This window comes from Proteiniborus sp. DW1 (assembly GCF_900095305.1).
GTDB lineage: Bacteria > Bacillota > Clostridia > Tissierellales > Proteiniboraceae > Proteiniborus.
Genome location: NZ_FMDO01000007.1, coordinates 67,562 through 87,826, shown reverse-complemented (window position 1 = coordinate 87,826; position 20,265 = coordinate 67,562). Strand labels below are relative to the sequence as shown.

General features: G+C 33.4%; 16 protein-coding genes and 1 riboswitch. All 16 genes read right to left on the bottom strand.

Going from position 1 to position 20,265, the window contains the following annotated elements:
* Positions 1-12: 12 nt before the first annotated feature.
* Entirely contained in the window at positions 13-237 is a 225-nt protein-coding gene (locus DW1_RS01765) for a hypothetical protein (RefSeq protein WP_074348919.1), read from the bottom strand.
* Between the two features lie 155 nt (positions 238-392).
* Positions 393-1,121, bottom strand: coding sequence for a Yip1 family protein (locus DW1_RS01760; RefSeq protein ID WP_074348918.1), 729 nt, complete (start codon positions 1,119-1,121; stop codon positions 393-395).
* 18 nt (positions 1,122-1,139) lie between these two features.
* Positions 1,140-2,360 (bottom strand): ABC transporter permease, encoded by a 1,221-nt coding sequence (locus DW1_RS01755; RefSeq protein ID WP_074348917.1) that lies wholly within the window; start codon positions 2,358-2,360, stop codon positions 1,140-1,142.
* A gap of 15 nt (positions 2,361-2,375) precedes the next feature.
* A complete protein-coding gene (locus tag DW1_RS01750; protein ID WP_074348916.1) occupies positions 2,376-3,089 on the bottom strand; it encodes an ABC transporter ATP-binding protein in 714 nt (237 codons plus the stop codon).
* Complete coding sequence (locus DW1_RS01745; RefSeq protein WP_074348915.1) at positions 3,086-4,369, bottom strand: efflux RND transporter periplasmic adaptor subunit; 1,284 nt, start codon at positions 4,367-4,369, stop codon at positions 3,086-3,088. Before DW1_RS01745 ends, DW1_RS01750 begins: the two co-directional genes overlap by 4 nt.
* Before the next feature lie 134 nt (positions 4,370-4,503).
* Positions 4,504-4,968, bottom strand: a complete 465-nt coding sequence (rimI, locus tag DW1_RS01740) for a ribosomal protein S18-alanine N-acetyltransferase (protein WP_074348914.1) — start codon at positions 4,966-4,968, stop codon at positions 4,504-4,506.
* Positions 4,961-5,683 (bottom strand): tRNA (adenosine(37)-N6)-threonylcarbamoyltransferase complex dimerization subunit type 1 TsaB, encoded by a 723-nt coding sequence (gene tsaB / locus DW1_RS01735; RefSeq protein WP_074348913.1) that lies wholly within the window; start codon positions 5,681-5,683, stop codon positions 4,961-4,963. The genes rimI and tsaB overlap by 8 nt, the downstream gene beginning before the upstream one ends.
* Positions 5,684-5,715: 32 nt before the next feature.
* Complete coding sequence (tsaE, locus tag DW1_RS01730) at positions 5,716-6,180, bottom strand: tRNA (adenosine(37)-N6)-threonylcarbamoyltransferase complex ATPase subunit type 1 TsaE (protein WP_200800451.1); 465 nt, start codon at positions 6,178-6,180, stop codon at positions 5,716-5,718.
* A gap of 220 nt (positions 6,181-6,400) precedes the next feature.
* On the bottom strand, positions 6,401-7,003 hold the full coding sequence (locus DW1_RS01725) for an ECF transporter S component (protein WP_083605467.1): 603 nt from the start codon (positions 7,001-7,003) through the stop codon (positions 6,401-6,403).
* A gap of 270 nt (positions 7,004-7,273) precedes the next feature.
* A riboswitch (FMN riboswitch) is annotated at positions 7,274-7,391 on the bottom strand.
* 175 nt (positions 7,392-7,566) lie between these two features.
* Positions 7,567-8,724: an amidohydrolase gene (locus tag DW1_RS01720; RefSeq protein ID WP_074348911.1), complete on the bottom strand. Its 1,158-nt coding sequence runs from the start codon at positions 8,722-8,724 to the stop codon at positions 7,567-7,569.
* 160 nt (positions 8,725-8,884) lie between these two features.
* Complete coding sequence (locus DW1_RS01715) at positions 8,885-10,528, bottom strand: ATP-binding protein (protein ID WP_159433532.1); 1,644 nt, start codon at positions 10,526-10,528, stop codon at positions 8,885-8,887.
* 133 nt (positions 10,529-10,661) lie between these two features.
* Positions 10,662-12,818 carry a Tex family protein gene (locus tag DW1_RS01710; protein WP_074348909.1) on the bottom strand — a complete coding sequence of 719 codons (2,157 nt, stop codon included), beginning with the start codon at positions 12,816-12,818 and terminating at the stop codon, positions 10,662-10,664.
* Positions 12,819-12,933: 115 nt separating this feature from the next.
* On the bottom strand, positions 12,934-15,051 hold the full coding sequence (locus DW1_RS01705) for a methyl-accepting chemotaxis protein (RefSeq protein ID WP_074348908.1): 2,118 nt from the start codon (positions 15,049-15,051) through the stop codon (positions 12,934-12,936).
* A gap of 204 nt (positions 15,052-15,255) precedes the next feature.
* Positions 15,256-16,360, bottom strand: a protein-coding gene (gene prfB, locus DW1_RS01700) for a peptide chain release factor 2 (RefSeq protein ID WP_143474335.1) whose coding sequence is annotated in 2 segments (ribosomal slippage) — positions 15,256-16,284 and positions 16,286-16,360 — 1,104 coding nt in all. Because the reading frame shifts where the segments join, the coding sequence is not laid out codon by codon here.
* A gap of 164 nt (positions 16,361-16,524) precedes the next feature.
* Positions 16,525-19,266, bottom strand: a complete 2,742-nt coding sequence (gene secA, locus DW1_RS01695; RefSeq protein ID WP_074348906.1) for a preprotein translocase subunit SecA — start codon at positions 19,264-19,266, stop codon at positions 16,525-16,527.
* A 327-nt stretch (positions 19,267-19,593) separates the two neighbouring features.
* Entirely contained in the window at positions 19,594-20,187 is a 594-nt protein-coding gene (locus DW1_RS01690; RefSeq protein WP_074348905.1) for a DUF5317 domain-containing protein, read from the bottom strand.
* Positions 20,188-20,265: the final 78 nt, after the last annotated feature.

Here is a 20,265-nt window from a genome sequence, read left to right as displayed (position 1 = left end):
CTAAACTATGTCTTATTTCCACTCATCATAATCCATTTCCATAGCCATATTTACCAAAATCTCATCAGTTAAATCTAGGTCGCATTTATGATCTTTTGTGAAATGAATACAGTTTTCACAGCTTTTTGTTACATATCCAGATGGATTTGTTGAAGACATTAACCTATTATCATCTGATGTATATCTATGCTCACTACATTTTTCTGCAACTCTTCTCAATTGTTCCTTGCTTGCCATTCATATCCCTCCATTTGTTTTTTGTAACTTATTTTATAACTTATTTTATTATTTGTAGATATTATATTTTTTATCAAATCTACTCGCAGCCAAAAAAATAAACACAGATCAAAAAACCTGTGTTTATAAAATCAAATTGTTAATTTTTAAAAATCTTAAGCTATTCCTAAAGCCATAGCTCCTAATGACCCTAATCCAGAGATAATCAATATATATATAAACCATGTACCCAGAACTAGTATAGAAGAGCTTTTCTTGCTAATAGAATACACTTTTGATATACCTATAATAGCAAGTATCTGATACCAAATAACAAATATATCTAGGTTTGCTAATATAGCGTATAAAAATGTACCTGCCTGGGAATCAGGAAGAAAAACTGCTAAGGATGTAATAATATTACTTTGCTTAGTAATCAACAATATTATAGTAATTATAATATTTCCTAAAAAAACTGGGAAATAAGAATATGTAATTACTGAAAGTGCTTGTTTAAATGTTCCAGTCCCATTTACAAAGCCAGAAAATGCATTTATTAGTGCGCTTTTTACTAGCCATACAACTACTGCACCAATGATGGGTCCAACAATAGCACCAACAATACCACCCATTACCATGTTATCAATAAACCCTTCTGTAACTTCCACTCCACTTTGTGCATATTGCTGTATATAGGTATCTCTCAAAAGCTCCTTCATCATATTAAGCCTCGGTACCGTTATAGCTAGCATACCAATTAGTATTATAAGCATAGGAAACAATACCCTTGGATGTTCCTTTATGTTTTCAAAGGCCTTACTTGGACTTATGAAAACATATTTTAGTCTTTCCCACCAGCTAAAAGGTTTTACTGCACTTTGATTTTGGTTAATATTTTCTTCCATTTTAACACCCCTCTCATATTATTCATACCTCAAAGCTTCTATTGGATCAAGCTTTGCTGCCTTGTTCGCAGGGTATATCCCAAAAAATATACCTACTGCTGCTGAGAATAGTACAGCTATTAATATAGTGCCTAAGGAAGCAGATGGCGGTATTCCTATTGACATAGAAATTATGCCCTGTATTGTAAGTCCTAAAACTGTCCCTATTAGCCCACCAGTTCCCGATACAATCATAGCTTCTACTAAGAATTGTACTAGTATATCCTTCCTTGTAGCACCAATGGACTTTCTTATACCTATCTCCCTAGTCCTTTCTGTAACTGATACAAGCATTATGTTCATAACTCCTATTCCTCCGACTAAAAGAGATATAGCTGCTATAGCTCCAATAACACTAGCTACCATACCAAGCACATTATTCATCATATCCATCTGCTGCTGTGCACTCTGATATAGATAGTAGTTTTTACCAACGACTCTATGTCTTCTTTCTAGCACATTGATTACTTCTTTACTTACTTCATCTATTTCTTTACTATCTACCACGTTCAGTTGGAACTGGCTATATATATCGCCATATCCTAAACTCCTCATCATAGTATATGGAACATAAATGTTAGTATTATCTCCCATAAGCTGCTGTGCAAGATTTTCAAGAGTCCCACTAGGAGTCTCATAAATACCTATAATAGTTAAAGAAATCTTAGAGTAGCCAGTATCTACTATTAAGTTCTCTCCTAATACATCTTTTCTCTTAAATAATTTGTCTGCCAGTCTTTCATCTATTATAGCAACCTTTCTTCCAGCCTTTATATCAGATTCTAATAAAAATCTTCCACTAATAATATCTACTGGTGTCATTTTATTATAATCTTCACTAACACCATATAAGCTTACAGAGCCATTGTTTCTACCTTTAGAAGCTGTACCACTAGTTCCAAGAACAACAGAAACCCCTGTTATCCTATCTCCAAATACTCTCTTAACTGTCTTTAAATCCTCATCATTAAAGTAATCATTTCTATTTAGATCTTCTTCCCAGTTTGTATAAATAGCTACTAAATTTGCACCCATTTTTTCAAACTCATTCCCTATCTGAGCCTGGCTTCCTTGACCTAATGATACTATTGTTATAACTGAAGCTATTCCTATGATAATTCCAAGCATAGTCAAAAAAGTACGCATTTTATTAGCCCAAAGACTAGATAACGCAGAGCCTATACTCTCTAAAAAATTCATCCTATCACCTCTATATTACTCACTTACTGACTGTGGCTTTATAATAACTTGATTTTCTACTTCTCTATCATCTATTATACATCCATCCCTAAATAGTACTATTCTTTTGGTATGCTGAGCAATTTCAGGCTCATGGGTTACTAATATTATGGTAACTCCTTCCCTATTAAGCTGCTGGAATATTGCCATAATCTCTTCACCAGATTTGGTGTCAAGATTTCCTGTAGGTTCATCAGCAAGCAGTATTGCAGGGTTATTGACTAAGGCTCTTGCAATAGCTACCCTTTGCTTTTGACCACCAGAAAGCTCATTTGGTAAATGACCTACTCTTTCTCCTAATCCTACCTTTTCTAATACTTCTAAGGCTTTTAATCTTCTTTCCTTTTTAGGTATCCCAGCATAAGTCATTGGAAGTTCAACATTTTTTAATGCAGAAGTACGAGGCAGCAGATTAAAGGATTGAAAGACAAAACCTATTTTCTTATTTCTAATTGTTGCAAGTTCCGCTTCATTTAATTTTTCTACTGCTACTCCATCTAAAGAATATCTCCCTGATGTAGGTCTATCTAAACAGCCTAATATATTCATTAGAGTAGATTTTCCTGAACCTGAAGTTCCCATTATGGAAACAAATTCATTTTCTTTTACTTCAAGGTTTATACCTTTAAGCGCCTCTACGGATATCTTGCCAGTATCATATATCTTTCCTAAGTTTTCTATCTTTATCATTTCTGCTCACCTATACTATTTAAAATTGAAACCTCTAAACCATCATAAAGTTTTTCAGTAGGATTTGTAACTATCTTATCCCCTAGCTTAATATCTGGTGAAATTACTTCTTGCTTTAGGTCACCTTGAATTCCTATAGAGATAGGAATTTCCTTTATCTTATTATCTTCAACTTTAAATACTACCTTTGTTCCATCCTTCTTCTCATATACTGTTTCATAAGGTAAAACTAATGCTTCTTTTTTATATGCTGTATTAATAGCTACATTAGCTGTAAATCCTGGTCTTAGATAATTATCAGCATTAGGTATATCTATTTTAACAATAACTTGTGTTTCTTTTCCAGTTCCAGTAGATACTATAGTTGCAGATGGTGCTATAAAAGATACTACTCCATTTATTTCTCTGTCCTTAAAGGCTTCTCCTGTAACCTTTACCTTTTGTCCTATTTGTATTTCGCTTATGTCATACTCCCCTATACCAACTTCTATTTCTAGATTATCTGTGTCCTCTATAACAAAAAGTGGTGCTGCAGATGTAGCAGGTATTCCTACACGGGCATTTGCTTGCACTATAGTTCCTGATATAGGACTTTTAATAATTGACTGCTCCAATGCTTCCTTTTGAGACTTTAGAGATATTTCTTGAATCTCTACATTTTTTCTCTGAATATCTATATTAGATTTTAAGTCTTCTTTATTTTGAGCTTCTTCTATTTGCTTTTGTGCTAACTCATAGTTGTTTTTTGCAGTAATCATATTAGCTTCATCAGAATCTAGCATTTCCTTACTTACGGCTCCTGCATCATATAGAGTTTTAGAGTTTTCGTACTTAGTTTGAGCATTTTCATAGGCTAATCTAGCATTTTCAAGATTTTTCTCAATCTCTAATGTATTACTTGATTCACTAAGTTGTCTTTCTAGATTTTTGAGCCTTTGTCTTTCCATTTCGAGACTTAGTTCAGCAGTTTCTATTTTATACTCTAAATCTTTTACATCAAGCTTTAATAATATGTCTCCTTCTGATACTTTGTCACCTTCTTTAAATACTACTTCCTGTATCACATAAGGAAGATCTGAAACCACATTTCTTTGCTCCTTGGATTTCAAAGTTCCTTCAGTAATCAAGGTTGAATCAAAATCCTTTTCTACTTCTACTTCCACTACTGATACATATGTACTGGCAACCTTTTCTGTATTTTTTGCCTTCATCACTCCAGCAGTTATTACAGCTAAACCTAATATAGCTGCTATGACTATTCCTATAGTTTTTTTCTTCATGTCTTTCCCTCCTAGAAAAATATTACTTAATCATATTAGACTAAACTTTTACTAAATATACTTCAACTATAATTATAATAATTATATATAATTTCATTATTTTAGCTACAAATTTAACAAACAAGAGCGAAGCACTAACTCCGTCCCCTTGCTTCACCTATCCTCCACATAATAACTGCATCTTCTTTTGTATCTGTATAGTAGCCTTTTCTAATTCCACAGTCTATAAAATCATACTTTTTATATAATGATTGAGCTACTAAGTTTGACTTTCTCACTTCTAAAGTCATGTTGTTTATTCCTCTTTCCTCGCATATCTCTATTAACCTTTCAATAAGCAAGTTACCTATACCTTGTCCTCTATAAAGTGAACTTACGGCTATGTTAGTTATATGTCCTTCATCAAGTATGAGCCACAGTCCACCATATCCTACAATTTTATCATCCTTCTCAGCTACTATATATTTTGCTAATTGATTTTTCACTAATTCTAATACAAATGCTTCTCTGGACCAAGGTGTTTCAAAGGCTTCTTTTTCAATTTCTAGCACTTGGTCTATATCTTTTTCAGTCATCTCTCTAATTATTACATCACTCATTATTGTCACCGGCTATATTATGTTTTTCATTGTATTCTCTTTGAGCTTGGGATTCTCTTAAATAGTCAGGAACTAGTTCAAAGTAGCTCTCTACCTTTCCTTGTAAAGCTTTAGCCATTGCAAGCTCAGCCACTGAAGAAGCTCTTGCCATATTTGCACTTCTTGGAGCAAATATAGCCTTTTCTCCTAATGCTTCTGAAAATACATCTCTATAAACAAGAGTTCCATCTCCTACAAGGACTATTTTTTCTGGTCTTTCTTTTAATATATCTATAAGTTCTTTAACCTCTAAAGCTGCTTGCTCTTTGATTATATGTAAATTCCCATTAGTCCATTTATATATTCCTGTAAATACTCTATCCCTTCTAGCATCCATTATAGGAACTACTATTCCTTCACAATATGGTAAATTAAAGGCAAGTGCATCAAGTGTAGGTACTCCTATTACTTTTTTGTTTACTGATTGGGCTAGTCCATTTACTGTAGCTACTCCTATTCTTAGTCCAGTAAATGAGCCTGGTCCCTTTGCAACTGCAAATATATCTATGTCTTCAGGTTTTAAACTTAAGCTACTAAGTACTTCTTTTATCATAGGCATTATTTTCTGTGAATGAGTTAGCTTATGATTGAGAGTGTACTCCACTAATAGCCTATCGTCATCTATTATTGCACATGTTGCAGACACGCTGGATGTATCTATGGCTAAAACTTTCATTTTTTCAGCTCCTTTATCTATCAATAATCGTATTATATTTTCTCTGAAAGTAATTTAATGATATTTATATATTTTTCTCCATTTCCATATATAATTATCTCTCTATTATCTATATTATCTTTTTTATTGATTTCAATATTCAGTCTTTCCTTAGGGAGTATTTCTTTAATTATGTCTGCCCATTCTATAATAGATACTCCATCTGAATAAAAGTACTCTTCATATCCTAAATCATACATTTCATCTACATCGTTAATTCTGTAGACGTCAAAATGATATAACGGGCATCTGCCCTGGTATTCATTTATTATAGTAAATGTAGGGCTGGTTACATAGTCATCTACATCTAAGCCTTTTGCTATAGACTGAGTCATAGTAGTCTTACCTGCACCTAAATCACCTGTCATGCATATTACTTCGCCACCTGTTAGAAGTTTACCAAGTATGTAGCCGACTTTTTCTGTTTCTGTTATGTTATTTATATTTATTTTAAGCAATTGCTTCATCCTTCCTTTTTATCTAATAAAAACTTCTATGAAACTCTAATAAACTGAGGAAGTCTTATTGAAACCCATTTTGCAAAAAGTTAATAATAAAGGAAATTTAAGACTTTCCTATGGGTTACAAAACTATTATATCCAGTTTAAGATGGATATACAAGTATATAAAAAAATCACCCTGTATCTGCAGGATGATTAAAGACTACTAAAATATTAATTATCTGTGTAATATTGGTGATACTCTTTTATATAGTGGTATTGTTATAAGCGATACCATAACTCCTTTTACGAAATTAAAAGGTAATATACCGCACAATATAAAACTTTTATAGTCTGTGACAAATCTGTTTACCTGTGCCCCCATCTCTACGTATTTGTCTACTGATACTCCAAATAACTTTGCATAGAAAGGTATAAGGAAATAATAGTTTAGAACTGAAGCTACAAGTGTCATAGCTATGGTTGCAACTATCATACCTGATATAGCACTCTTAAATGATTTATACTTTTGATAAATAAATCCTGCAACAAAAACGAATATACTTCCTACAAAAAAGTTTGCAAGTTCTCCTACTGCTGCTGTTGTAGTACCTTCAATTGCTAAATTTAAAATATTCTTAATTAACTCAATAACTACTCCTGCTATTGGACCTAATGCAAATGCACCTATTAATGCTGGAATATCACTTAAGTCTACCTTTAAAAAAGGTGGTGTAAACCATAAAGGCATTTCAAAGTACATTATTAAAAATGCTAAAACTGATAGTACTGCTGTTTTTACCATTGTCCTTGTGTTAATTTGTCCTTTTACCATTAACATTATACCATCCCTCCAAATCATAATTTTCCTTCAGAGCAATTGGTATTCACAGTCAGCAACACAAATTTATTCGATCAACTACCCTCCATAAATTTGGTGCTCGGTGCGTTTGACCTACCTACGATTCTTTCGGAAAAGCATCCGAAACAATCGGGTTAAGTCATAAAAAAGCCCTGAAGAATAACATCAGGGCTTGATAAGCTAATCTATATCCGTTAATCACTGTCAGCTTCGAAAAAATTCGAAATACATTATGTAAATGGATATTAGCAAAACCTTCTCTCATCCAGACTTTACTGTCGGTCTTGGAATCTCACCAAGTCAACTGCATTAGCAGCTCGCGGACTATACCGCCGGTCGGGAATTACACCCTGCCCTGAAGATTTTAATATTATATTTTTAACAATTTAATTATCTCATAATAGTATTATATTGTCAATAATGATTAGAAAACTAACTTCTCCAAAAATCTTTTGTTTTCTACTCCACCATCCCTTTAGTTTTCGTTCAATTTCTACACAATACAAAAAGCAGAGAAACTTCTCCGCTTTTTTCGTCATAATCTATTTTATTCTCTTTCCATCAATAAATACAGAATGAGTCTTACAGCCTAAATCTGTTAATGGATTTCCATCAAATATTACTATATCTGCATCTTTGCCTACTTCTATGCTTCCAACTCTATCTTGTATTCCTAATATTTCAGCTGGATTGATTGTAATGGCTTTGAATGCTTCCATTTCATCTAATCCTGCTCTAACTGCTAAACCTGCACAGATTGGAAGGTACTGTAGTGGTATTACAGGTGAATCTGTCATTATGGCTATTTTAACTCCTGCATCATGTAGCACCTTAGGAGTATCAAATGTAAGGTTTCTAAGTTCAAATTTTGACCTGTCAGAAAGAGTAGGTCCTACTATAGCTGGTTTCCCTTCATTTGCAAGATGAGTAGCTATTAAATGTCCTTCTGTACAGTGTTCTAGAGTAATATCTATATCAAATTCCTTTGCTATTCTTATAGCTGTAAATATGTCATCAGCTCTATGAGCATGAGCTTTTAGTGGAAGTTCCTTTCTAATAACCTTTGCCATTGCTTCCATTTTCATATCAAATTCCGGAGCTTTGGACGGGTCATCCTTTGATTTTTCCAGTTTCTCTACATATCTTTTAGCCTTAGAAAGTGTATCTCTAAGTATGGCAGCAGTAGCCATCCTAGTAACTGGAGATTTCTTTTGGCCATCGTATACTCTTTTCGGATTTTCTCCAAAGGCAATTTTCATAGCCAATGGTTCTTTTACTATCATATCATCTATTCTATCTCCATAAGTCTTTATAGCAACAAACTGTCCTCCTACTACATTTGCACTACCTGGACCTGTAGCTACACATGTAACTCCACCTTCTCTAGCTTCTTTAAATGTAACATCCATTGGATTTATTCCATCTATGGCTCTTAGGTGTGGTGTAACTGGATCAACAAATTCATTTCCATCACTACCTTCAAATCCTATTCCATCTTCCCACATTCCTAAATGGCAATGTGCATCTATAAAGCCTGGTGTAACTAATCTACCTTCTACATCAATTATCTCTGCATCAAGTGGAGCAACTATATCCCTGCCTACCTCTTTTATCTTTCCATCCTCTACTAAAATACTCCCATTTTCTATTACTCCGTTTTCCGTCATTGTATAGATTCTGGCATTCTTAATTAATAGCATCAAAATTCCCCCTTGTTAATATATTGAACTATAGTTAAACAGTAGCTAAAGATAGTTAAACAATAATAAACTATCGCTAAACTATTGTTACACTAGTCTTATAAAACAAAATAAATGTTTTCATGTAAGTCCCTAGGATAAATGAATTCCCCGTTACAGCTTATAATATATTTTTAATAGCTTGGGCTAATTCCTCCATAGTAATTGGCTTTCTCAATATTAGATCTATGCTGTTATGGTCTTCCTTTTTTAATCTTTCAGGCCAACCAGTTAGTATCATAAATTTAATATTAGAATATTTTTCTTTTACTTGTTGGCTCAAGCTTATACCATTCAACTCAGGCATAGCTAAATCACATACAATTATATCATATTTTTTTTGTAATAACCTATGTATTACTTTTGTGCTTTCAGTTTCTATATCAGCATGTAGGCCAATAGTTTTTAACATCTCCACCACCGTATTTCCAACCTGTGGTATATCGTCTACAACTAGAATATTAACTTCTTTGTCTAAGTTTAGGTTGATGTCAGTATCTGAATCAAATGATATAAGAGCATCTTCCTTTTCTATGTATTTATTAAAGTATAATTTAAATGTGGAACCTTTACCTATCTCACTTTTAAGCTTGATATTTCCCTCATGGGCATTTATGATGTCTCTTACAATACTAAGACCTAAACCTGTACCATTTACCCCCTTAGTACTATAAAAAGGTTCGAAAATTTGTTCTCTGACCTCATCCGAAATACCTGGGCCTGTGTCACTTATTTCAATTACTACTTTATCATCTTCATCATAAGTCTTAATAGTAAGAGTACCACCCTGTTCCATTGCATCCATAGCATTTGATAATAAGTTTATAATTACTTCTCTTATTTCATGCTCTACGCAATATATTTTGCTATTAGATTTAAGCTCCTTAATTATAATAAGATTATTACCATGTGTTTCATAGAAGTGCTTCCACCTAGGTCTAGCCATCTCTATTCCACTTTCAACTATTAGGTTTATAAGATGCACTTCTTTGCTTCTACCTAATTGCTTACGATTAAAGCTTTGTATTCTTTCCACTATCCTCTTCCCGTCAATAGCTGACTTATATATTATATCAATAAATGTTCTTATATCTTCGCTTAGTTCTCGTGTTAGTACAATTTGAGAAAATCCTAGGATTGTAGTCAATAAATTATTAAAATCATGGGCTATTCCCCCTGCTAATTCTCCTAAAACTTTGAGCTTTTCTGTTCTAATGATATTGTTTTGATATTCCCTATATATCTTTTGTTTGTGTAATAGTACCCAAAGAGTATTTCCTATAGTCTCTAGAAGTGGTACATACTCTAGAATATTATCTTTTTCTTTACGCAAAAATAATAGCATTAATATAGTTGAAAAAACATCGTTAAATCCTATAGGCACAATTATCATAGTCTCAAATCCATATTTTTTACTTATATACTTTTGATATGGAGTACTAAGATCTTCTTTTGATACTATTGAAACCTCTTTTTTCATGGAATCTCTTATGGAGTCTCTCACTAAAATATTTTCAAATCTATAGTTTATTACTTCTTCTAAAAAACCATCTGGTAGATTGCACTGTATTTCAACATTTCTTATTGTTTTATCAATTTCAGTGTAGCTGACTACATATCCATAATCTATCTGGAGCATCTCCATAATTTTTTTCAATGCTGTATCTAACACCTCTTCATTGCTCTGCCTATATGCTACATCTAGAATTAGCTCGTTTATAAACTCCAATCTCTCATTTATTTTATGTAATTGAATTCTATCCACTTTTCTATCCTCCATATTTCTCCTAGAGTATAACTATAGTATCTTAACAATCATTCCAGACATAGCGGAATTTCTCCAAGAGAGATAAATTAGCTTAACTTAGCATGATAGATTGTTTCTAGCAATATAATGCCTAGACTTCCTTCATGCTGAGGGATATTCTTCCCTTTTCAATGTCCACATCAAGTATCCTTACATTTACAATGTCTCCTACTGAGACTACTTCCATTGGGTTCTTTACAAACTTATTAGATAAATGAGAAATATGGACTAAACCGTCTTGCTTAACTCCTATATCTACAAATGCTCCAAAATCTACTACATTTCTTACCGTTCCTGTCAGTATCATATCGGGTTTTAAGTCTTCTATCTTTAATACATCAGTCCTAAAGATTGGCTTTGGCATATCTTCTCTAGGGTCCCTGCCTGGCTTTTTTAATTCTTTAACAATATCTCTCAGGGTCGGAACTCCTATTTGAAGTTCTTCAGCAAGCCTTATAATATTTTTTTCATTTATCATTGAGTCTATTTCCTTAAATTTTCCTGTTTTAATATCATCTTTAGAGAATCCCAATTTTTCAATAAGCTTAAATGCTACATCATAGGATTCTGGGTGAACAGCTGTATTATCAAGAGGATTATCCCCATCAGATATTCTTAAAAAACCTGCACATTGTACAAATGTAGCATCTCCTAGCCTTTTTACTTTCAGAAGTTCTTTTCTATTGGTGAATTTACCCATTTCTTCTCTATAACTAACTATATTCTTTGCAACACTTGATGTAATACCTGAAACATAGCTAAGCAGTGATACAGAAGCCGTATTTAAATCAACTCCTACACTATTTACACAGTCTTCCACAACGCCTTTTAGAGTTTCATCTAGTTTTCCTTGATTCAAATCATGCTGGTATTGTCCCACACCAACACTTTTGGGGTCAATTTTTACTAACTCCGCAAGAGGGTCTTGAAGTCTTTTGCCTATGGAAATAGCTCCCCTTATAGATACATTTATATCAGGATATTCTTCATTTGCTATCTTAGATGCAGAATATACAGATGCTCCTGCTTCGCTAACTATAGTATAATACACCTTTCTGTCAAGGTCCCTCAGCATATCTGCTACTATGGTCTCTGATTCTCTAGAAGCAGTGCCATTCCCAATAGCGATAATATCTACATTATATTTTTTGATAAGGTCTATTAACTCCTTTTTAGTTTCTTCTACTTTATTCTGAGGTTCTGTCGGATAAACAGTTGTATAATCTAAAAGCTTACCTGTTTCATCTACTATTGCAATTTTACATCCAGTTCTGTATGCAGGGTCAAAGCCCATAACAACCTTACCTTTTACAGGTGGTTGCATTAGTAGAGGCTTTAGGTTGATTCCAAATACCTTAATAGCCTGCTCCTCTGCTCTTTCAGTAAGTGTATTTCTTATTTCTCTTTCAATAGAAGGTGAAATAAGCCTTTTATATCCATCTTCAATACCTGAAATCAAGTACTGTGTTGTTATTGCTTTTTCATTGGTCAATACCTTTGACTTTAATATATCTATTATTTCATCATCTGGACTGTCTATCTTAACTCTTAAAAACTTTTCTTTTTCGCCTCTGTTTATTGCTAATATCCTATGATTTGCAATTGCTTTAACAGGTTCCTTATAGTCATAATACATTTCATATACAGAGTCAGTCTTCTCATCTGACGCAGTTGTGACAACTATTCCTTTGTCAAAAACTATTTTTCTAATTATATCTCTGAACTCAGCATTATCAGATATTATTTCTGCTATTATATCCATAGCACCTTGGAAAGCCTCTTCTATGGTATTTACTTCTTTTTCTGAATCTATGTATGGAGATCCTATTTCATCTAGGCTTCCTTGATTAATGGTTTGAGATAATATAATATCAGCTAGAGGTTCTAAACCCTTTTCCTTAGCGATTATTGCTCTTGTCCTTCTCTTTGGTCTATATGGTCTATATAAATCATCTATTCTCTGAAGTGTTTCAGCAGATAATATTTCCTTTTTCAATTCATCTGTTAGTTTTCCTTGCTCTTCTATTAGACGAATTACTTCATTTTGTCTGCTTTCAAGATTCCTTAAATATGTAAGTCTTTCGAACAAGTCTCTTAATACAACATCACTTAATTCACCTGTTTGCTCTTTTCTATACCTTGCTATAAAAGGTATTGTATTTCCCTCATCTATAAGCTTTACTGTGTTCTCCACTTGAAATTTTTTTAACTTAAACTCCTCAGCTAATCTTAAAATTAAATCCAAAATTTCTCTCTCCTTTTTTCAAATATCTTAATTACTGTATTTATTAGAGCCTGTTCATCCTATTCATAAAGTGTCAAATCAAGGATTCAATATATTAATATACTGAATCCTTTGTATTTTAGTTTATTTTAAAGCCTTTTATCATTTCATTTAAGCTATCTGTCATTTTGTTAAGATCTTCTATGGCTTGGTTGACTTGATGAATAGCTGATTGCTGTTCTTCTGTACTTGCCATTATAGTCTGGGTACCTGCTGCTGTCTGCTGTGATACTGCACTTACCAAAGCTATAGAGCCTTCTATTTTATTCATGTTCTCTGATAATTCTTCAACTACTACAGCAAAATCCTCTACACCTTGAAATACTTTATCAGTTTCCCTTACTATTTTCTCAAAGGACGAAATTGTCTTCTCAATTGCTTGACTTCCTTTATCTACCTCTATAATTCCTTCCTCCATTGATTTTGATACTTTATCCATCTCCAATTGAATTTGACTAATAAGATTCACTATATTATTTGAAGCATCACTAGTCTGCTCTGCTAGATTTCTTACCTCTTCTGCAACTACTGTAAAGCCTTTACCATATTCACCTGCTCTAGCAGCTTCAATAGCAGCATTTAGTGCAAGCAAATTAGTTTGTTTTGAAATATTGTCTATAAAGGTAATAATATTTCCTATCTCATTGGTTCTTTCATTTAGCGCTTGAATCTGTTCAGCTGACTGTTTTACTTTTGATGCTATTGAGTACATTGAGCTTCTTGTGCTTTCCACATCCTTTGAGCCTTCTTTTGCAATATGTGAGGCTTCGCTAGTTGCTACTAAAATACTATTGGCATTAGCATCTACCACTTCTACATTTTTCGCTATTCCTTCAACTAATCCTATGGTATCCTCAACATTTTTAAGTTGGTCCTCAGCACCAGATGCAACCTGTTGTACTATTCTGGTTATCTCTTCAGAAGCTACTACAGTTAACTCAGTATTCTGGCTTAATTGTTCTACATTTTCCTTAAAGTTTATTATAGCCTGACTTACATTAGATATAATATTATATAAAGAATCCACCATCTTATTAAACTCATGTTGAAGCTTTCCTATTTCATTTTTTGAATTCACCTTAACTCTCTTTGTTAAATCTCCACTCCCAATTTCATCTACCACTTTAACAAGATTAACTATTGGCGCAGAAAATCTTCTTGAAATAATTGAAGTTAGGAATATGATAATAAATACTGCTACTATTGTTACCCATAAGGTTCTTCCAAAATTTATAACAGCTGATTTAGTTACCTCTGCTTCATTCTGTTCTACAAGTATTCCAAAACCTGTAGATGGCATATAGCAATAAGCACCCAATACTGTTTCATTATTTTCATTTTTATACGTACTTACACCTGAATTTCCTTCTAATACCTTAACTACACCTTCTATACCTGCTTCCTTAGCATCAAACGGAGTAAATACCTTGTTTCTATAGTCCATATGCACAATCATTACTCCATTTCTGTCCACTATATAAGTATTGCCTGTTTCACCCATTTTAAATTCCTCGGCTATAGAAGTCAGGTTTTTCAAACTAATATTAGCAGATATAACTGCTTTTGTTTGATTTACTACATTTTTTATAGGCATAGCTATTATTATTTCTGGTAGCATATCTTCTATATGGGAATCAGATACATATCTTTCTTCTTCTAAGGTCTTTTGAAACCATTCCTCACCTGAAACATTTACATCAGTATCCATATTTTTACTTGATAAAAGCTGATTTCCTTTTTCGTCATAGACTTGAATTGAATTTATACTATCGTATTCATATACGGTTTTTGTAAGAATCCCTCTTGCTTTGCTTATATCTAAATTGATAAAATCATTAGATAAATGCAATATTTTTAACACGTCAAACAAACCGTTTATCTGTGCTTCTACTTGATTAGATATGGATTTAGCCATATTTAGATTTGATTCCTCAATACTTTTAATGCTTCTCTCAGTTTCCATAAAATAGTTTGTAATTCCTATAAATAGTAATGGTAAGATTGCAAGAACCATAACTATCTTGGTCAATTGATTTGCTATTTTTCTTTTTGTCTTAAGGTTATTTGCTTTGTCATCTTTTCTTTTGAACGATTTTATTCTACTTAGTAACAAACTTTTTCTGTTGGACTTGCTTATTATTTCTTTTTTCTCCTTCTTATCCCTCTTCATTTTAGAAAACAAATTTTTACTGTTCATTTTCATCTTCCCCCTATTCCTTTAGACGAATAATAACCTAGGCTACAATGACCCCTACAACAATATTCTACATTTTATTGTAATTTCCTCTATTAACATAAAAAAGGATTAGGATATTTTCCCCAGTTTGACCTACCATCGATTTCCTGAAAAAGCGTTCAGGAAATCGGGTTAGGTCATAAAAAATAGCCATCATATTGATGACTATTTTGCTTTGTGTTTTAAATATTCATTCATGAACATATCTAGGCTTCCATCCATTACGCTTGAAGTGTTGCCTGTTTCTGCATTTGTTCTGTGATCCTTTACTAGACTATATGGATGAAATACATATGATCTTATTTGAGAGCCCCAGCCTATTTGATTATATTGACCTTGAATATCTTCTATTTTCTCCTTTTGCTCAAGTTCTTTAATTTCTATTAGCTTTGCCATGAGCATTCTCATTGCTGTAGCCTTGTTGCTATGCTGAGATCTTTCACTCTGACATTGGACTACTATACCTGTAGGTATATGAGTTATCCTTATGGCTGAGTCTGTAGTATTTACGTGCTGTCCTCCTGCTCCTCCTGATCTATATGTGTCTATTTTTAAATCATTAGGATTTATGTCTATTTCTATGTTTTCATCTAGCTCTGGAAATACATCTACTGATGCAAAGGAGGTATGTCTCCTACCTGAAGAGTCATATGGTGAAATCCTTACCAGCCTATGAACTCCTTTTTCAGATTTTAGATACCCATAGGCATTTATCCCTCTTATTGAAAGAGTTACGCTTTTTATTCCTCCCTCTGTATCAGAAAGTATGTCAAGAATCGCTGTACTATAGCCCTTTCTTTCTGCCCATCTTTTATACATCCTTAAGAGCATTTCTGCCCAATCCTGAGCTTCTAGTCCACCTGCTCCTGCATGAATAGAAAGTATTGCTCCGTTTTTGTCATATTCTCCACTAAGTAATGTCTTCACTCTAAGGTTTCCTATCTTTTCTTCCACATCTTCTGTACCTTGCCGCAATTCTTTTTCGGAAGTAGGATCCTCTTCTTCTTCTAATAGCTGAAGAAGTACTTCCATATCTTCCAGTTGTGATGATATTTCTTCGTATTCTGTTATTTTATCTTTTATAAAGGTAATCTCTTGCATAGTCTTTTGGGCTTTCCCTACATCTGACCAAAAGTCTTGTTCGTATGTTTTTTCTTCTAGTTTTTTTACTGTTTCTCTAAGACCTTCTAAGTCAAAGAGAAACACCAACCTCTATTAATTCTTCCCGTAATTTAGATATTCGTTCTTTATATATTTCAAATTCTATCAAATCATCAGCTCCTTCTGTATTCCCAATCTTTATTACATGTCCCCGGAATATGGATAAAATATGCACTCTTAATCTTATCCTGAACGTCAGTGAAAGATCTCAAAGAGAGATACATTCGCTTACGCTCAGGATGACAGCTCTATCTTAGATTTTATAATTCTGTTCTACTCGTTTTGCCCACAACATTTCTTATATTTCTTCCCGCTGCCACATGGACATGGATCGTTTCTGCCTATTTTTTCGCCTTTTACTACTGGTTTTGATTTCTTTTCAGGTTCACCGTGACTTGTTCTTGTTACCTTGACTACTCTTTCTCTTTCTACCTTTTCTGGCTTTTCAAGATGGAACAGTGCTCTTACTGTGTCTTCTTGAATGCTCTTAGTCATTTCTTCGAACATATCAAAACCTTCTACCTGATAAGCTATTACTGGGTCTTCGTTACCCATCGCTCTTAGACCTATACCCTGTTTTAGCTGATCCATTGCATCGATATGGTCCATCCATTTTGTATCTACAATTTTTAACAATATGACTCTTTCAAGGTCTCTAATTACTTCTTCCCCAATTTCCTTTTCTTTATTTTCATAGAACTTAGTGGAAGCGTCTACTAATATATCCTTTAGACTATCCTTTGTAAGCTCTTCTATATTTCCAAAGCTAACCATAGGCTTAATGGGCATAAATCCTGAAATATAGTCTACAAGTCCTTTTAAATCCCATTCTTCTGGATATTTTAGTCCTTCTGTATAGATTGCTATAGCGCCATCAATTATGCCTTCAGCCATTGAAAGAATATAGTCTCTTAAATTTTCTCCTTCAAGTACCTTTCTTCTTTCAGCATATATTACTTCTCTTTGCTTGTTCATAACATCATCATATTGAAGAACATGCTTTCTGATACTGAAGTTACGTCCCTCTATCCTACTTTGTGCACTCTCTATGGATTTTGATAGAAGGTTGTGTTCTAATGGTTCATCATCCGGCATACCAAGGCTCTCTACCATGCCTTTGATCCTATCACTTCCAAAGAGTCTCATTAAATCGTCTTCTAACGATACATAAAATCTTGATGAACCTGGATCTCCTTGTCGTCCAGCACGACCTCTAAGCTGATTGTCTATACGTCTAGATTCATGTCTTTCAGTACCTATTATGTGAAGCCCACCTGCCTGTATTACCTTTTCACTTTCTTCTATAGTGTGCTTTTTAGCTTCATCTAATAATTCTCTATATACCTTTCTTGCAGCAAGTATTTCTTCATCCTCTGTATCTGCAAAGCTATCTACTACAGATATGATTTCATCACTATAGCCCTTTTTCTTCATTTCGCTTTTAGCTATAAACTCTGGGTTACCACCTAAAACTATGTCTGTACCACGTCCTGCCATGTTAGTAGCTATGGTAACCATACCAAATCTACCTGCTTGTGCTACTATCTCAGCCTCTCTTTCATGGTGCTTAGCATTTAATACCTCATGCTTTATACCTTCTTTTTTAAGCATTTTACTTAATAACTCTGATTTTTCAATAGAAATAGTACCTACAAGAACAGGCTGTCCCTTGCTATTTCTCTCTTTTATTTCATTTACAACTGCTTTAAATTTAAATTCTTCATTTTTATATACTGCATCAGGATAATCTTTTCTAATAACAGCTTTATTAGTTGGAATCTCTATAACATCTACATTATATATTTCTCTAAACTCATCTTCTTCAGTTTTTGCAGTACCTGTCATACCTGAAAGCTTTTTATACATTCTAAAGTAGTTCTGAAATGTAATAGTAGCTAAAGTCTTAGATTCTCTTCTTACATCAAGTCCTTCCTTAGCTTCTATAGCTTGATGAAGTCCTTCACTATATCTTCTACCAAACATAAGTCTTCCAGTGAATTCATCTACTATGATGACTTCTCCATCTTTAACTACATAGTCTATATCTCTTTTCATTAAATTATTAGCCTTTAAGGCCTGATTTATATGATGTGATAACTCCATATTAGAAGGGTCTGCAAGGTTTTCTACGCCAAAGGCTTTTTCTGCCTTTTCTACTCCCCTCTCAGTAATCGTTACATTTCTAGATTTTTCATCAACAACAAAATCTACTGTCTCTTCCTTATATTCTCTATCAAATTTGCTTACTTTCTCCTCATTAGGGTCTATTATTCTACCCTTTAACGTCTTAACAAATTGATTAGCTGCATAGTAAAGCTTTGTAGATTTATCACCTTCACCAGAGATAATAAGAGGAGTTCTGGCCTCGTCAATTAAAATACTGTCTACCTCGTCAACTATAGCATAGTTTAGCTCTCTTTGAACCATTTCATGCTTATATATGACCATGTTGTCTCTTAAATAATCAAATCCATATTCGTTGTTAGTTCCATAGGTTATGTCTGCATTATATGCTGCTCTTCTTGCACTATTATCCATATCATGTACTATACATCCTACTGATAGACCTAGGAACTCATATACCTTGCCCATCCAGTCTTTATCTCTTTGAGCAAGATAATCGTTTACTGTAACCACGTGGACTCCTTTACCTGTAAGAGCATTTAAATATACAGGAAGTGTTGCAACAAGTGTTTTTCCTTCACCTGTTTTCATCTCAGCAATTCTTCCTTGGTGAAGAACAACACCTCCTATTAGCTGTACTCTATAATGCTTCATACCTAAAACCCTGTGGGATGCTTCTCTAACTGTAGCAAAGGCTTCAGGTAATATATCATCTAATGTCTCTCCATTATTCAATCTATTCTTAAATTCTTGAGTTTTTGCCTTTAATTCACTGTCTGTTAGCTTTTGCATAGTTTCATCTAATGCTTCAATTTTATTTATAATCGGTTCTATTTTCTTTATCTCTCTTTCACTGTGAGTACCAAAGAACTTTTCGAAAATCCTCTTCATAATTCTCACCTCTCTATTTTTTTGCCTTATCAATTTATTGTATCATTGATGACAAATAATTACAAGCAAACAATTAAATAAGAAAAGCTTCTATCTCACGCATTCAAGGAAGCTTTTCTTGAGTCACTGCATAAACAACTTGCACGAAACCAAAGATTTCGGCAATCTGCTTAAAACTCATAAGGGCAAGTTCTTGATTATAAGTATTACAAACTAGAACTTGCCTATTCGTTATATAATAGCGCCTTCACAAGATGCTTCTATTAAGAACAATTTCCAAATTGCAGGATTTTCTTATATAGGCAAGCCTATATTTATGTAATTTTTCTATATTTTACTCTTATAATTGAATCTAACTACACCACTCTTCCCAAATCCATCGTTAGTCATTATACTTTGTACAAATGTAAATAATCCTAGAGCTATAAATACATCTCCTATACTAAGCACTTGTGGAAAAAAATATGGCGGTGGGATAGTAATTATCTTGCTTAAAAATCCATATTTTGTGGTCTCACTTAATGGTGTATAAAAAGCCAATTTACCAGATAATGTGAGTTTCGCCAATTCCTCATAACCAGCTAAGGTCAGTCCATCAATAGAAATAGGTGTTTGCCATCCATTAGAGAACATTACAAGAACATTCATTAACATCCCTAGTAACATCGTAATCAGCACTCTCTGTTTTGCATTAATTACGAAACCTGCAAACAGAAGTACATAAGAAATTGCGTTAATCTCTCTTATATACTTAAGTGCAAACTCATTTCCGTTTACCGCAAACAATATTACCCCAACTTGAATTATCAGTGCCAAAACAAATACCCAAACCCTCTTAAATTCTAAATTAGACAACCTAGAGACCTTACCCCCTCTTATTTTGCCAAATAAAATAGCTAAAACCATGCTTTCTATCAGCAACTTAAAATCCCCCTTCGTCAAATGACATATTATAATGTAAATATTCTATGCATTTAGACTAATCCCTTTATATGTTTA